The 15,298-nt window shown below is 71.1% G+C and carries 15 protein-coding genes; 7 read left to right on the forward strand and 8 right to left on the reverse strand.

The window, feature by feature from the left end; translation table 11 throughout:
- Window positions 1-57: 57 nt before the first annotated feature.
- A complete protein-coding gene (locus DEJ33_RS11960; RefSeq protein WP_258366485.1) occupies window positions 58-462 on the reverse strand; it encodes a DUF1304 domain-containing protein in 405 nt (134 codons plus the stop codon).
- Window positions 463-540: 78 nt separating this feature from the next.
- On the opposite strand from DEJ33_RS11960, the gene DEJ33_RS11965 reads away from it, so the two are divergent.
- Window positions 541-858, forward strand: a complete 318-nt coding sequence (locus tag DEJ33_RS11965; protein ID WP_110904041.1) for a chorismate mutase — start codon at window positions 541-543, stop codon at window positions 856-858.
- Entirely contained in the window at window positions 855-1,979 is a 1,125-nt protein-coding gene (locus tag DEJ33_RS11970; protein ID WP_111195103.1) for a beta-propeller fold lactonase family protein, read from the forward strand. Before DEJ33_RS11965 ends, DEJ33_RS11970 begins: the two co-directional genes overlap by 4 nt.
- 75 nt (window positions 1,980-2,054) lie before the next feature.
- Here DEJ33_RS11970 and DEJ33_RS11975 read toward each other — a convergent pair whose 3' ends face one another.
- Genes DEJ33_RS11975 through purS form a run of 4 tightly spaced genes read right to left on the reverse strand, consistent with a single transcriptional unit; the run spans window position 2,055 to window position 6,373 of the window.
- Window positions 2,055-2,990: a 2-hydroxyacid dehydrogenase gene (locus DEJ33_RS11975; protein WP_111195104.1), complete on the reverse strand. Its 936-nt coding sequence runs from the start codon at window positions 2,988-2,990 to the stop codon at window positions 2,055-2,057.
- 4 nt (window positions 2,991-2,994) lie between these two features.
- The gene (purL, locus tag DEJ33_RS11980; protein ID WP_258374643.1) at window positions 2,995-5,376 is read right to left on the reverse strand and encodes a phosphoribosylformylglycinamidine synthase subunit PurL; all 2,382 of its coding nucleotides are present in this window, start codon (window positions 5,374-5,376) and stop codon (window positions 2,995-2,997) included.
- A 47-nt stretch (window positions 5,377-5,423) separates the two neighbouring features.
- Complete coding sequence (purQ, locus tag DEJ33_RS11985) at window positions 5,424-6,119, reverse strand: phosphoribosylformylglycinamidine synthase subunit PurQ (protein ID WP_111074887.1); 696 nt, start codon at window positions 6,117-6,119, stop codon at window positions 5,424-5,426.
- Between the two features lie 5 nt (window positions 6,120-6,124).
- Entirely contained in the window at window positions 6,125-6,373 is a 249-nt protein-coding gene (gene purS / locus DEJ33_RS11990; RefSeq protein WP_110823495.1) for a phosphoribosylformylglycinamidine synthase subunit PurS, read from the reverse strand.
- Window positions 6,374-6,545: 172 nt separating this feature from the next.
- On the opposite strand from purS, the gene DEJ33_RS11995 reads away from it, so the two are divergent.
- Together DEJ33_RS11995 and DEJ33_RS12000 are read left to right on the forward strand one after the other, a co-directional pair.
- A complete protein-coding gene (locus DEJ33_RS11995) occupies window positions 6,546-7,154 on the forward strand; it encodes a PadR family transcriptional regulator (RefSeq protein WP_258374644.1) in 609 nt (202 codons plus the stop codon).
- A gap of 23 nt (window positions 7,155-7,177) precedes the next feature.
- Window positions 7,178-8,812 (forward strand): DHA2 family efflux MFS transporter permease subunit, encoded by a 1,635-nt coding sequence (locus DEJ33_RS12000; protein ID WP_375334715.1) that lies wholly within the window; start codon window positions 7,178-7,180, stop codon window positions 8,810-8,812.
- A gap of 837 nt (window positions 8,813-9,649) precedes the next feature.
- Here DEJ33_RS12000 and DEJ33_RS12005 read toward each other — a convergent pair.
- Both DEJ33_RS12005 and DEJ33_RS12010 read right to left on the reverse strand, forming a co-directional pair.
- Complete coding sequence (locus DEJ33_RS12005; protein WP_258374844.1) at window positions 9,650-10,474, reverse strand: cytochrome c oxidase assembly protein; 825 nt, start codon at window positions 10,472-10,474, stop codon at window positions 9,650-9,652.
- Between the two features lie 133 nt (window positions 10,475-10,607).
- Entirely contained in the window at window positions 10,608-11,912 is a 1,305-nt protein-coding gene (locus DEJ33_RS12010; RefSeq protein ID WP_111079330.1) for an acyltransferase, read from the reverse strand.
- Window positions 11,913-12,074: 162 nt separating this feature from the next.
- Between DEJ33_RS12010 and DEJ33_RS12015 the strand changes: the two genes are divergently transcribed.
- Together DEJ33_RS12015 and DEJ33_RS12020 are read left to right on the forward strand one after the other, a co-directional pair.
- The gene (locus DEJ33_RS12015; RefSeq protein ID WP_110904045.1) at window positions 12,075-12,542 is read left to right on the forward strand and encodes a Fur family transcriptional regulator; all 468 of its coding nucleotides are present in this window, start codon (window positions 12,075-12,077) and stop codon (window positions 12,540-12,542) included.
- A 30-nt stretch (window positions 12,543-12,572) separates the two neighbouring features.
- On the forward strand, window positions 12,573-14,078 hold the full coding sequence (locus DEJ33_RS12020) for a catalase (protein ID WP_111079331.1): 1,506 nt from the start codon (window positions 12,573-12,575) through the stop codon (window positions 14,076-14,078).
- A 219-nt stretch (window positions 14,079-14,297) separates the two neighbouring features.
- On the opposite strand, the gene DEJ33_RS12025 is transcribed toward DEJ33_RS12020, so the two are convergent.
- Window positions 14,298-14,864 (reverse strand): GNAT family N-acetyltransferase, encoded by a 567-nt coding sequence (locus DEJ33_RS12025; protein ID WP_111195105.1) that lies wholly within the window; start codon window positions 14,862-14,864, stop codon window positions 14,298-14,300.
- Window positions 14,865-15,001: 137 nt separating this feature from the next.
- On the opposite strand from DEJ33_RS12025, the gene DEJ33_RS12030 reads away from it, so the two are divergent.
- On the forward strand, window positions 15,002-15,280 hold the full coding sequence (locus DEJ33_RS12030) for a hypothetical protein (RefSeq protein ID WP_111195106.1): 279 nt from the start codon (window positions 15,002-15,004) through the stop codon (window positions 15,278-15,280).
- Window positions 15,281-15,298 lie beyond the last annotated feature (18 nt).

Below are 15,298 nucleotides of genomic sequence, written 5' to 3' on the forward strand. Positions count from 1 at the left end.
TACCTGCGCTCCGCCTCCATGCCGGGCGCTGCGCGCTTGCCGGACGGGAGGCGCGGGTCAGGACCCGAAGGACGAGCCCACGAACGCGAACAGGAGCGCGAGCAGCGGGAACGCGCCCTGCATGGACGCGGAGCGCAGGTACTTGCGGCCGGTGCCCGCGAGGACGACGGCGGCACCGAGCATGCTCGCGCACGAGAAGACGACGAGCGTCCAGCCGGTCGCACCGTTGCCGGCGAGCACCAGCACGACACCGAGGACCGCGCCGATCGCCAGGAACAGGTTGTAGAAGCCCTGGTTGAAGGCGAGGGAGCGGGTCGCCTGCGCCTCGGCGTCGCTCGAGATGCTGAAGATGCGTCGGACCCGAGGGCTCGTCCACGCGAGGGACTCGAGGAAGAAGATGTACGCGTGCACCAGGCCCGCCAGGACCGCGAAGACACCGGAGATCGCCAGCAGAACCGTCATGAGGACCATCCTCCCAGCAACGGGACGGCCCCGCGGTCACATCTCGTCGGGAACGACCTCGATCAGTAGGCTCTGACCATGAACGAGGCCCGAGGGACGACCGACGACGACGCCGTGGCCGAGCTGCAGAGCATCCGGCAGAGCATCGACAACATCGACGCTGCCGTGATCCACATGCTCGCGGAGCGGTTCAAGTACACGCAGCGGGTCGGGTACCTCAAGGCCGCAGCGGGCATGCCGGCGGCCGACCCCTCGCGCGAGCAGATCCAGGTCGCACGGCTGCGGGCCCTCGCCGCCGAGTCCCACCTCGACCCGGCCTTCGCCGAGAAGTTCCTCAACTTCATCGTGGCGGAGGTCATCCACCACCACGAGCGCATCGCCGTCGGTGAACTGTGAGCCTGCCGCCACTGCACCTGCTGATCGGTTCGTACACGGCGACCGGAGGCGGGAACGCGACCGGCATCTCCATCGTCGACGGTGACGTCGTGTCGACGGTCGCGGTGCTCGACGATCCGTCGTTCCTCGCCGTCGACGATCACCGGGTGTACGCCGTCTCCGAGACGGTCGACGGCGGCGTCCACGCGTTCCGCCGCACGGGCTCCGCTCTCGAGCACCTGTGGGACGCCCCCGCGGGCGGGGATGCACCCTGCCACGTGCGGGTCGACCCCTCGGGAGCGCTCGTCGTCACGAACTACGTCTCCGGGACGGTGACCGCGGTCTCGCTCGAGGCGGCAGAGGCCTACGCCGTCCCCGGCGGGGTCGGGTCCGGCGGAGCTGCTGCTGGCGGCCTCGTGCACGGTGTCGGCGGGCAGGGCGCCGGAGTGTCCGCCGCCTTGCCCGACGCGGCACTCGCGACCGAGGTACTGCCCGACGCGACCGGCCCGGACGAGGAGCGCCAGGAGGGCCCGCACGCCCACCAGTCCATCGCCACACCGGACGGCACCGTGCTGGTCGCCGACCTGGGCGGCGACGCCCTGCACGAGTTCCGGATCAGCGCCGATGCCGGCTCGGTGTCGATCGAGCCGCTCCGCGTGCACCACGTCACCCCGGGTGCCGGACCGCGGCACATGGCCTGGGTCTCCGGCTCGGTCTCCGGTTCGGTCGGCGGCGACCTGGTCGTCGCCGGGGAGCTCGACGGACGGGTGTACCGCCTCCGCCGTGACGAGTCCGGGGCGTTCCGGGAGGTCTGCGCCACCCCGGTGTTCGACGGACCCGGTGTCCCGTCGCTCCTCAGTCACATCGAGGTCGACGAGCGCGGCCTGGTCACCGTCGCCGTCCGCGGCCGCGACCAGATCGTGGTGCTCGACACGGCCGACGACGGGCTCCGGGTCGTCGGGGCAGCGTCGGCCGGGGGAGCCTGGCCCCGCCACTTCGCCCGGGTGCCCGGGTACCTGCTCGTCGCGAACCAGAACTCGGACGCGATCGCGGTGCTGCCGCTCGGGGACGACGGCGTGCCGGGGGAGGCCGTCGGGCAGATCGCCGTCGGCAGCCCGACGTGCGTCATCCCGTTGGGGTAGCGCGTCCGGGGGCTGTCGGCGCTGTGGTTGCCAGTGCTGCAGTTGTGAGCCCTGCAGCTGTCAGCCCTGGGGCCGTCAGCCCTGGGGGACCGGCAGGTCGATGACGTTCTCGAACGGCCGCCCCTCGGCCAGCGCCGCGACCTGGCGTCGGATCAGATCGAGCGACCGCGGGACACTGAGGTCCGTGTTGCCGCCGACGTGCGGCGTGAGCACGGTGTTCGGCGTCGTCCAGAGGGCGTGGTCGGCGGGCAGGGGTTCCGGGTCGGTGACGTCGAGCGCCGCCGAGATCCGGCCCGAGCGGAGTTCCGCGACCAGTGCGTCGGTGTCGACGACCTTGCCACGCGCGACGTTCACCACGAGGGCGCGGTCCGGCAGCGCCGCGAGGAGGTCCGCGTCCACCAGCCCCTCGGTCTCGTCGGTGAGCGGCGCGATGAGCACGAGCACGTCCGTGGTGCGCGCGAGCTCCGGCAGCTCGCCGAACGCGTGCACTTGCCGGCCGTCCTGCTGCCGCGCGGTCCGGGCGACGACGGTGACCCGGGTGCGGAACGCCTCGAACCGGCTCGCGATCGCGGACCCGATGGCGCCGTAGCCGACGACGGTGACGCGGCGATCGGCGAGCGAACGGGTCTCCCTCGAGTCCCACCGCTGCTCGGCGCGGTCGAACTGGAACTCGGCGATCTCACGGAGCGAGGTCAGCGCCAACCCGACGGCGAGCTCGGCCGTCTCGTCGTCGTGGATCCCGCGCCCGTTCGCCAGATGAGCGTGACCAGGCACGTGCGGGGTCGCCCACTCGTACCCGGCGCTCGGCAGCTGCAGCAGCTCGAGGTTCGGCAGGTCGTGCACGAACTGCCACCGGTGCCGCCCGCCGAAGTAGAACGGCAGGAAGGCGATGGCGACCTCGTCGGCCCGGTCGTACGGAGCCTCGACGTCCCAGACGTCCAACTCGATGCCGTCCGGGACCGGGCCGAAGCCGTCGACCAGTTCCTGGAAGGGCAGCGTGACGATCGGCACCGGGTCAGGAGTCCGTGCGCGGCGAGAAGGACCCGTGGTCGTCGAGCGGCCCGCGACCGACGTAGCCCTCGGTGACGTTCTCCTGGATGACGGCACCGAAGTGCGTCGGCAGGGTCGCGCCGTGGGCGCCACGGAGCTCGTCGATCGTCGCCTCGAACGCACCCTGGACCTCGAGCGAGCCCGACGCGGCGTCGGTCACACCGATGCGCAGCACCGGGTAGCCCCGGCCCGTGCAGAGGCCCTGGAAGCGGACGTCGTCCTCGCGTCGGACGGTCACGATGACGCGGCCGGTCGACTCGGAGAACAGCGCGGTCGCGGTGTCGACGCCGTCGCGGGACTCGAGCTCGTCCAGCACGACACGGGCACCGAGGCCGAAGCGGAGCACCGACTCGGCGAGGGTCTGGCCGAGGCCGCCGTCCGCCAGGTCGTGTGCGCTCGTCAGCAGCTGCTCGTCGGCCGCGGCGGCGATGAGCTCCGCCAGGGCCTTCTCGCGCGCCAGGTCGACCCGCGGCGGACGTCCACCGAGGTGGTCGTGCACGGTGCCGGCCCAGGCCGAACCGTCGAGCTCGAGGCTCGTGGTGCCGAGCAGGTAGATGTTGTGGCCGTCGTCCTGCCACCCCGAGGGGATGCGCTTGGCGACGTCGTCGATCACGCCGAGCACACCGACGACGGGCGTCGGGTGGATCGGGGTGTCACCGGTCTGGTTGTAGAACGAGACGTTGCCGCCGGTCACCGGGATGCCGAGCTCCATGCAGCCGTCCGCCAGGCCCTCGACGGCCTCGGAGAACTGCCACATGACCTCGGGGTTCTCCGGCGAGCCGAAGTTCAGGCAGTCGGTGACCGCCGCGGGGACGGCGCCGGTGACGGCGACGTTCCGGTACGCCTCGGCCAGCGCCAGGCGGGCGCCCTGCTTCGGGTCGAGCTGGCAGTAGCGGCCGTTGGCGTCCGTGGCGATCGCGACACCGAGGCCGGTCTCCTCGTCGACGCGGATCATGCCGCCGTCGTCGGGGAAGGACAGCGCGGTGTTGCCGAGGACGTACGTGTCGTACTGGTTCGTGACCCAGCGCTTGTCGGAGAGGTTCGGCGACCCGAGCAGCTGCAGGAACTGCGCCTTGAGGGCGGGGCCGGTCTCTGGACGGTCGAGCGACTCGGCGCCGTCGGCCTGGAGCGCGTCGATCCAGGTCGGGTACTTGACCGGACGGTCGTACACCGGGCCGTCGACCGCGACCGTGCGCGGGTCGACGTTGACGATCTCCTGGCCCTGCCAGTCGATGACGAGACGACCGGTGCCGGTGACCTCGCCCAGCACGCTGGTCTCGACCTCCCACTTGCCGACGACCTCGAGGAAGGCGTCGAGCTTGTCGGGGCGGACGACCGCCATCATCCGCTCCTGACTCTCCGACATGAGGATCTCCTCTGCCGTGAGCGACGGGTCGCGCAGCAGGACGTCGTCGAGGGAGATGTGCATCCCGCCGTCACCGTTGCTCGCGAGCTCGCTCGTCGCGCAGGAGATGCCCGCGGCGCCGAGGTCCTGGATGCCCTCGACGAGCTCCTTCTGGAAGAGCTCGAGGCAGCACTCGATGAGGACCTTCTCGGCGAACGGGTCGCCCACCTGGACCGCCGGACGCTTGGTCGGGCCGCCCTCGGTGAAGGTGTCGGACGCCAGGATCGATGCGCCGCCGATGCCGTCGCCACCGGTGCGGGCACCGAAGAGCACGACCTTGTTGCCCGCGCCGGACGCGTTCGCCAGGTGCAGGTCCTCGTGCCGCAGCACACCGACCGCCAGGGCGTTGACCAGCGGGTTGCCCTGGTACACCGGGTCGAAGTAGGTCTCGCCGCCGATGTTCGGCAGGCCAAGGCAGTTGCCGTAGAACGAGATGCCGCCGACGACCCCGTGCACCACGCGTGCGGTGTCCTCGTGGTCGATCGCGCCGAAGCGGAGCTGGTCCATCACCGCGACCGGACGGGCACCCATCGAGATGATGTCGCGCACGATGCCGCCGACACCCGTGGCCGCGCCCTGGTACGGCTCGACGTAGGAGGGGTGGTTGTGCGACTCGACCTTGAAGGTCACCGCCCAGCCGTCACCGACGTCGACGACACCGGCGTTCTCGCCCATGCCGACCATCAGGTTCTTGGTCATCTCCGGCGTGACCTTCTTGCCGAACTGCCGGAGGTAGTTCTTGCTCGACTTGTAGGAGCAGTGCTCGGACCACATGACGGAGTACATGGCGAGCTCGCCCGAGGTGGGGCGGCGACCGAGGATCTCGCGGATCTTCGCGTACTCGTCGGCCTTCAGCCCGAGTGCCGCGTAGGGCTGTTCCTTGTCGGGCGTCTCGGCGGCGTCCTGGACGGTGTCGGGCTTCGGGCGGACGGGCGTGGTCACGGTGTTGTCGTTCCCTGTCACTGGAGTCGCGGGCGCTGGAGTCGCGGTCACTTGACGAGCGCGCGCTCGATCACGGAGGTGAAGAAGGTCAGGCCGTCCGTGCCGGAGGCCATGGCCGCGCGGGTGTCCGGGCCGAACCCGGGCTCCGTCGCGTGCTCGGGGTGCGGCATCAGGCCGACGACGTTGCCGCGCTCGTTCGAGACACCGGCGATGTCGTCGATCGACCCGTTCGGGTTGACGCCGACGTAGCGGAACACGACCTGGCCGTTGTCCTCGATGCGTTTGATCTCGTCCGCGTCGGCGACGAACCGGCCGTCGGCGTTCTTCAGCGGGATGGTGATCTCCTGCTGCGCGTCGAACCCGGAGGTCCAGGCGGTGTCGGCGTTCTCGACGCGGAGCACCTGGTCGCGGCGGATGAACTGCTGGTGGGCGTTCCGGGTGTGCGCACCGGGGACCAGTCGGGCCTCGGCGAGCATCTGGAAGCCGTTGCAGATGCCGAGCACGGGCATGCCCTTGCCGGCGACGTCGATGACCTCGGCCATGATCGGGGCCTTCGCCGCGATCGCGCCCGCACGGAGGTAGTCGCCGTACGAGAACCCGCCCGGCAGGACGATCGCGTCGACACCCTGGAGGTCGTGGTCACCGTGCCAGAGCGCGACCGGCTCGGCTCCGGCGAGGCGCACGGCGCGCTGGGCGTCGCGGTCGTCGAGCGAGCCGGGGAAGGTGATGACCCCGATGCGCATCGCGGTCACTCGACGACACTCACGGAGACGACGTCCTCGATGACTGCGTTCGAGAAGACGTCGACCGCGATCTCACGGACTTCGGCGAGCTTCGCGTCGTCGACGGGGCCGTCGACCGACACCTCGAATCGCTTGCCGATGCGGACGTTGGTCAGGTCGTTCTTGCCGAGGCGGGCGAGGGCGTTGCCCACCGCCTTGCCCTGGGGGTCGAGGATCTCGGCCTTCGGCATGACCTCGACGACGATCGTTGGCACGTGTTCACTCCAGCACAGGGGTCGGGTGGGGATGTCACCAGTCTAGGTGGCCCGCGGGGGCAGCCGGAGCGGTTGTGGACGGACGATCGGAGACGTACTATTCGATGTCGAACAATCGGGATCGAACACCCGTCGCTCTCGAACACCCCCGCTCTCGAACACCGGAGACCACGTGACCGACCTGACGCCACTGGCGTTCGCGGCACTCGGCCTGCTCGCCGAGGCGCCGATGCACCCCTACGAGATGTTCCAGACGATGCTGCAGCGTCGCGAGGACCGGAACGTCAAGGTGCGTCCCGGGACGCTGTACCACCAGGTCGGCCGCCTCGCGGACCTCGGGTACGCCGAGGTCGTCGGCACCGACCGCGCGGGCAACCGGCCCGAACGGACCACCTACTCGATCACCGACGCCGGGCGCGCGGCGCTCGAGGAGGGCCTCCGACGCATGGTCGCCGAACCGGCCGACGAGTACCCGCAGTTCGGACTGGCGGTGTCCCACATGGACAACCTGCCCGTCGAGGACGTGGTCAGTGCGCTCCGCGCTCGCATCCACGCGCTGGACGCCCGACGCGACGGGTACGACGAGACCGCCACGGGCCTCCAGGCCAAGGGCCTCGCCGAGCGCTACTGGCTCGACGTGTCGTACGTCCGTGCGATGCTCACCGCGCAACTCGAGTGGCTCACCGCCATCGCTGACCGCGTGGAGCGCGGCGACATCCCCTGGGACGGTCCGGCCGTCCCCGCAGAACCCACACAGAACAGCAAGGACACCACTCGATGACATCCGCATCAACCGCCGCCGACCTGGAGCACGGCAAGAAGCCGTGGCCAGCGCTCTGGGCGCTCGTCGTCGGCTTCTTCATGATCCTCGTCGACTCGACGATCGTCTCGGTCGCGACGCCGACCATCGCGAAGGCGCTCGACGCCGACATCAACGCCGTCATCTGGGTGACCAGCGCCTACCTGCTGGCGTACGCCGTGCCGCTGCTCATCACCGGCCGTCTCGGTGACCGCTTCGGGCCGAAGGTGCTCTACCAGGTCGGGCTCGTCGTATTCACGCTCGCCAGCCTCTGGTGCGGTCTCGCCGGCTCGATCGAGATGCTGATCCTCGCCCGCGTGGTGCAGGGCCTCGGCGCCGCGATGATGACCCCGCAGACGATGTCCGTCATCACCCGCATCTTCCCGCCGCAGAACCGTGGCGCAGCCATGGGCCTCTGGGGTGCGGTCGCCGGTGTGGCCTCGCTCGTCGGCCCGATCGTCGGCGGGCTGCTCGTCGACGGCTTCGGCTGGGAGTGGATCTTCTTCGTCAACGTCCCCGTCGGCATCGTCGCGTTCGTCCTCGCACAGAAGTTCGTCCCGTCCTTCGAGCGCCACGGACACCGCTTCGACTACCTGGGCATCGTGCTGTCCGCAGTCGGGCTGTTCCTGCTCGTCTTCGGCATCCAGGAGGGCGAGACCTACGACTGGGGCACCATCACCGGCCCGATCTCGGTCTGGTCGCTGATCATCGCCGGCATCGTCGTGCTCGCCGCGTTCGTCGTCTGGCAGGGCGTGCAGAAGGGCGAGCCGCTGTTGCCGCTCGGCCTGTTCAAGGACCGCAACTTCACCCTGGCGAACATCGCGATCACCGCGGTCGGCGTCGCGATCTCGTCCTTCGCGCTGCCGATCATGCTGTGGGCGCAGGACGTCCTGCGCTTCTCGCCGACGCAGGCGGCGCTGCTCCTCGTGCCGCAGGCGGTCATCTCGGCCGGCCTCGCGCCGGTCGTCGGCAAGAAGCTCAACGTCTGGAACCCGCGCTGGGTGGCGTCCTTCGGGCTCGCCTGCTTCTCCGGCGGGCTGTTCTGGTTCGGCGCGTTGATCGCCGCGAACGCCGACTGGGGCTGGGTGCTCCTGCCGAGCGCGCTGCTCGGCCTGGCCAACGCCTGCATGTGGGGACCGCTGTCGGTCTCCGCCACGCGCAACCTGCCGCCGCGTCTGGCCGGTGCCGGCTCGGGCGTCTACAACACCACCCGTCAGATCGGTGCCGTGCTCGGTTCCGCCGGCATCGCCGCCCTGATGGAGGCCCGGATCACCGCCGAGTTCCCGCAGCAGTCCGGTGGTTCCGGCGCTGGTGTCGCGCAGACCGGGTCGCTGCCCGGGTTCCTGCTCGAGCCGTTCTCGCGAGCCATGGGGCAGTCGCTCGTCCTGCCGGCCGTCGTGCTCATCGCGGCGATCGTCGCGGCCCTGTTCCTGGCGAAGCCGAAGCAGACCGTCGCCTGGAAGCAGACCGGCTCGGTCGCCACGCAGCCCGACGGGTCCGCCGACGCGGCGCAGCCCGGCGCGGCGCAGGCCGGCGGCGAGCGGGAGCACGTCGGTGCCCACGCCTCGGCCGCCGCACCCGCGACCGCCGCTGACGAGCTCGCCGCCGGGCAGCACCCGGGCAAGCACGTCGGGGCGTAGCCCGGCGTCCCGCACCACCGGAGCCCCGGTCCCTCCCACGAGGGGCCGGGGCTCCTTCGTTTCCGGGTGTCCCGGTCGGTCGGCCAGCGTGGTCGCCGAGCGGGCGGAAGTGCACCGCTGGCGTCCGCCGCACCAGGGTCTTCCGCCCGCTCGCGGGGTGCGCGGCCCGTGAGCCGGCGCCGAGGCGGGCGCAGGGCGGCGAGCGGGCGGAAACGCGCCTCCCGGGTCGCCCGCGCCGGAGGATTCCGCCCGTTCGCCGCGTCGCGCGCACTTCCCGGTCAGCCGAGAGGCCCGCCCCGCGTCGAGCGGGCGGTTCCGCGCACTTGTGCTCGCGACACTCGGAGATTCCGCCCGCTCGCGGGTCGGGGCGGCGACGGGACGGGCGGACGTCGGTGAGCGGGCGGAAGCGCGTCTCCGGACCGGGCGGGGCCGAGGCATTCCGCCCGCTCGCGGGTCGGGGCGGCGGCGGGACGGACGCACGTCGGTGAGTGGGCGGAAGCGCGTCTCCGGACCGCGCAGGGCGCTGGTGTTCCGCCCGCTCGCCGGCGGGGGCGGCAGCCGAGCGGGCGCGCTTCGGCGAGCGGGCGGATCCGCGCTCCGCGCGGTCGTCGGGCCGGGGGATTCCGCCCGCTCGCGCGCAGCGGACGCCCGGCGCGGATCGAACGGTCAGATCTGCGCGGCTCGGAGCGCTCAGACCCTGGTGTTCCGCCCGCTCGCGCCAGGCGGCCGAACCTCGCCGACCCAACCGACCCGACCCGACCTCCCGCCGACCCGACCCGCCGACCCGACCAGACCCGCGCCCCGCGCCCCTCAGGCCCGGCCGCGAGCCGCGCGCCCTCAGGACCGTCGCTGCAGGTGCTCCCGTGTCAGCGCGTCCATCTGCTCGTCCGTCAAGTCGTCGACCTCGCGGGCCTCGCGGCGGTCGGAGCGTTGCCACCGGATGAAGAGGGCGATGAGCACGGGGACGTCCGCCACCTCGGCGATGAACCACAGCAGGTCGCCCGCCAGGTGCTGGTCCCGCAGCGGCGACGGCGCCCAGGGCACGTGCAACGCCACGCTCCCGGCTCCGTCCAGCACGTGGTCGCTGACCCGCATCACGACCGCCGGCACCGCGTCGAGCACGAGCTCCACGAACGCCAGCAGGAACTCTGCGGTGGCGAAGGCGGAGGAGCGGAGCACCCCGACCTCGGACAGCGGCGCGAGCAACCCGAAGCCGAGGACGGGTACGAGGACGGTGATCCCCTCGCTGCTGACCAGGGACTGGCGGAGCACGGCCGCCAGCGGAGTGAGCATCACGCAGAACAGCGCGAGGGCCACCAGTGGCGAGACGATCGCGTTGCCGAGGAGCCGCGCCGGACGTGAGCGCAGGACGGCGTCGGCGGTCTCGGCGAGGCGGGTCGGGCCTCCCGTCCGCAGCAACGCGAATGGGCCGGACAGCGCGGCGAACGTGGGGACCGCGAAGAAGAGGACGGCGATCCGCAGGACGAAGGCCCACCGCAGCTGCCGGTCGTACTCGCCGACGATCCCGAACTGCACGACCGCGAACAGGGCCAGCGCGGCGACGAACGCCAGGGTCCGCCACCAGGGCCAACGGACGCCCCGTCGCCGGGCCACGACGAGTCCGGCGCCGTACGCGACGGCGGCGACGACGAGGAGCACCACCGCCAGGGGGTCGACGTGCCAGGTGTTCCAGAACTCGGAGGGTGACGGCGTGGTGTGCCTCCCGGTGGTCGCGCTGCGGGAGTCATCTTCCTCCGGCCGGGAGGCCCGACCCGGCTCCGCCAGATGAGGATCCCTACATGGTCCGCACGCCTCGCGCCGCGACGGTCTTGCTCAGCAGCCACGTCCCGACCGGGATCGCGACCGCGCCGAGGAGCGCGAGTGGGAACGAGAGGTGCAGCTGCATGACGGCGAACGCCGGGCCGATCGTGCAGAGTGCCGCGACCGCGAGGACCGGCCAGGCGGGGCGGTCGGCGCCGGGCACGAGGCGGGGGAGTGGACGGTCGAAGCGCCGCACGGCCCGGGCGATGCCGAGAGTGGCGGCGAGCAGGACGACCACCGCGATCACCCGCGTGGCCCACCAGGTGCGCGAACCCGGGTCCGGGAACGGCAGCCCGACGAGCAGCCCGACGCCGTTGAGCAGGATGAAGAGCGGCAGGTGCCACAGGTAGATCGTCATGCCGTCGCGGCCGAGCAGGAACACGACGGCCTGTGCGGGTCGGCTGTGCATCAGCCGCGTCAGGGGAGCGTGCACGAGCTGCACCAGGCAGGCCTGACCGACGGCGAGCAGGGCCAGCGGCAGCATCGGCGGGTTGAGGTCCTGCAGCATGTCCGGAGACCAGAGCCCGACCGAGGTGATCGGCACGAGGACCGCGTAGGCGGCGACCGCGACACCCGCCAGAAGGAGCTTCGAGCGCCGGGCGAACCAGCCGTCCGCCCAGAGGAACCCGAGCTGCTGGGCGAAGAGCCACACCGGGCCGAGGTTGAGCAGGCCGATCTCGGCGACTCCGCTGGCGAGCCGGACCGCGTCGACCACCGTGGCCAGCAGGAGCAGGACCGCCAGCGTGCGCCACGGGGCGGTGGCATGCAGCCGAGCCATCAGCGGCACGCAGCACTGCGTGATGCCGTACGCGGCGAGGAACCAGAGCGGCGACCCGATCCCGAACGCCAACTCACTCAGCAGGTCCGCGGGCGTGCCGAGGACGGTCGCGATGCCGAGCCCGACCGCGAGCACCGCGAACAGCGGCACCGCCGGACGGTAGAGCCGCACGAGCCGGGTCGCGACCCAGTCCCGGGCGCCGCCACCCCGGGCAACGGTGCTGCGCCAGCCGACGGCGCTCGCGAAGCCGCCGACGACGAAGAAGAGGGGCATGACCTGGCCGATCCAGGTCGCCGCCACGTACCAGGGCAGTTCCTGCAGCGGGCTCGTCACCCGGAGGCCCGAGGAGTCGGAGCCGACGCCGACCATCGTGACGTGCACGATGACGACCAGGACGACACAGGCCGTCCGGATGAGGTCGACGACCAGGTCTCGCTGCGCGATGGTCCCCCGGGCGTCCTGAGCGGTGTTCGCCGACGCGTCGGCCTGCTGCATGGACATGGCTGGACGCTACCGGTCGTTCCACCCCTCCCAGGTCGGGTCCAGCCGATCGCGACAGGATCGTGACACATTGCATTCCGGGAGGGGCATGTGTCGCCCGGTGGACCGCTCCCGCCGTGTACAGTAAGCGTTGTCTTGAATCCTGCAAGAGAAGGGCTCCGCATGGTCGACGACACCGAACTCCTCCGTGGAGCCGGCCTCCGCGTCACCGCGCCGCGCCTCGCCGCCCTCCGGGCGATCGAGACGCACCCGCACACCACCGCTGACGACCTGGTCACGGCGCTCGCCGCCGAACTCCCGACGACCAGTCACCAGGCGGTCTACGGCGTCCTCGCCGCACTGACCGGCGCCGGACTCGTCCGTCGCATCGAGCCGGCCGGCAGCCCCGCCCGCTACGAACGGCGGACCGGCGACAACCACCACCACATCGTCTGCACCATGTGCGGCGCGATCGGTGACGTGGACTGCGCGGTCGGCCACGCGCCGTGCCTGACGCCGTCCGAGACCCACGGCTTCGCCGTCACCACCGCAGAGGTCACCTACTGGGGCATCTGCGCGCAGTGTGCGGCAGCCGAGCAGAGCGGTGTCGAGACCGACGCCGTCGCTGCGAACCGACCCGAGCCATCCTGACCGAACCTACGTTCCACCTGAGGAGGAACCGTGTCCGACCAGAACACGCCCACCACCACGACCAACAGCGGGGCCCCGGTCTCCAGCGATCAGCACTCCATGGGAGTGGGGGCCGACGGCCCCATCGCGCTGCACGACCATTACCTGGTCGAGAAGCTCGCCCAGTTCAACCGGGAGCGCGTCCCGGAGCGCGTCGTGCACGCCAAGGGCGGCGGGGCGTTCGGTACCTTCACCGTCACCAACGACGTCTCGCAGTACACGCGGGCCGCGTTCCTCCAGCCCGGCCAGACGACCGAGATGCTCGCCCGCTTCTCGAGCGTCGCCGGTGAGCAGGGCTCGCCCGACACCTGGCGTGACCCCCGCGGCTTCGCGCTGAAGTTCTACACGAGCGAGGGCAACTACGACCTCGTCGGCAACAACACCCCCGTGTTCTTCATCCGCGACGGCATCAAGTTCCCCGACTTCATCCGCTCGCAGAAGCGCCTGCCGGGCAGCCACCTCCGGAACCACGACATGCAGTGGGACTTCTGGACCCTCTCGCCTGAGTCGGCCCACCAGGTCACGTGGCTCATGGGTGACCGCGGCCTGCCGTCGTCGTGGCGCCACATGGACGGCTTCGGGTCGCACACCTACCAGTGGATCAACGCCGAGGGCGAGCGCTTCTGGGTGAAGTACCACTTCCTGACCGAGCAGGGCCACGCGACCCTGACGCAGGAGGACGCCGACCGCATCGCCGGCGAGGACGCGGACTTCCACATCCGCGACCTGTACGAGGCCATCGAGCGTGGGGACAACCCGCGCTGGACCCTCAAGGTGCAGGTCATGCCGTACGAGGACGCCGCGAGCTACCGCTTCAACCCGTTCGACCTGACGAAGGTGTGGCCGCACGCGGACTACCCGCTCATCGAGGTCGGCACGATGGAGCTCAACCGCAACCCGGAGAACTACTTCGCACAGATCGAGCAGGCGACCTTCGCCCCCTCGAACTTCGTGCCCGGCATCGCGGCGAGCCCCGACAAGATGCTCCTCGCGCGCATCTTCAGCTACGCGGATGCCCACCGCTACCGCGTCGGCACGAACCACGCGCAGCTGCCCGTCAACGCCCCGAAGAACGAGGTGCACTCGTACTCGAAGGACGGCGCCATGCGCTTCGACTTCCAGAAGTCCGAAGTCCCGGTGTACGCACCGAACTCGCTCGGCGGTGCCCACGCCGACCCGAACGCGACCGACGACGCCCCGGGCTGGGAGTCCGACGGAGCGCTACAGCGTTCCGCGGCGACCCTGCACCCCGAGGACGACGACTTCGGCCAGGCGGGCACGCTCTACCGTGAGGTCCTCGACGACGCCGCACGTGCGCGTCTCGTCGGCAACATCGCGGGGCACGTCTCCAAGGTGACGCGTGACGACCTCCGTGAGCGGGTCTTCGCCTACTGGACGAGCGTCGACCCCGATCTCGGTGCGCGCGTGCGCGCAGCCGTGGTGCCGAGCGCGCCCGGCTCGAACGAGGACCCGGAGAAGGTCGCCGTCGAGGCGTAGCAGCCAGGACACAGACGGGAGGCGCGGTGCGAGTCGAACTCGCACCGCGCCTCCCGTCTGTGTTCGGCGGTTCGCCTGGTGCGCGTGCGCGGCGCGCCGACCGGTCGAGACGCCCCGCTCAGTTCCGCCGAGTGGTCAGGAATCGTCGATCCGGGAGGCCCGGTGCGACCGTTCCTGGCCGCTCGGCGACCGCGGTCGGGTGCGTCGGCCCGACTGTGTTCAGACCTGCTGGCCGTTGAGGAGGATCGGACCCTCCGGCCAGTCCTCGAGGCGGGCGGTCACCGGACGGACCATCCAGCCGCCCTGCTCGGTCTCGACGACCCCGGCACCGTCTGCGGTGAAGGCGCTGAAGGTGCCCACCGCCTCGGGGAACTCGTGCCAGCCCATGTGGTCGTAGAAGGGGATCCGGTCCTCGCCCGCACCGAGGAACCCGTACGGCACGCGGAGCCCGTCGAGCACGTCGTGGACACGTTCCATCAATTCGCGACCCACCCCGGAGCCCTGCAGGCGTGGTGAGACACCGACCAGGCCGGTGTCCCCGACCAGAACGTCCTCGCCGCCGACCGTGACGAACATCCGGCGGATGCCGACGTGGGCCAGGACGACGCCGTCCTCGGTCCGACCGAGCACCCGGCGCTCGGGCTGCATGCCCGCCCAGCTCCGACCGCCGACGTACCAGTGCGACCAGCTCGGGAAGGCCTGCGCCAGCATCGCCGCGATCGCCTCGTGGTCGGTGAGCGACAGCGCGCTCTCCTCGACCACCTCCCACCGGATGTCTTCGCTCATCCGACCATCCTGCCCGGGAACCGCCGAGCGTGCCGACGAAGTCGGTATTCCGGATACCGACAACTGGCATTCCGGAGTCGGGTAGTCCTACCGTGGCGCCGTCCACGAGAGAGCTCGTGGCGAGGGAAGGAACTTGGATGATCACGAAGTTGGTCCTCGGCGCAGCAGTCGTCGGCACGCTCCTCAGCGGCACCCTGGCGCTCGACGCCGCGACCGCACCCCGGGCAGAGGCGGCGACGTGCTACGGCTCGGTGAGCATCTGGAAGGGCAAGAACAACACCTGTTCGTCGGCCCGGCATTGGGATGCGATCAAGAATGCCAAGTCGAAGTACGGAGCGTGGGTGACGCGGGGCAGGTACTCCACCCAGAACGCCTGCTGGGCGAACGTCGTCTCGTACGGGATGACGGCGAAGTAGATGCGTCGTCGAGAGCAC

The sequence above is a fragment of the Curtobacterium sp. MCPF17_047 genome, from assembly GCF_003234045.1.
Lineage (GTDB): Bacteria > Actinomycetota > Actinomycetes > Actinomycetales > Microbacteriaceae > Curtobacterium.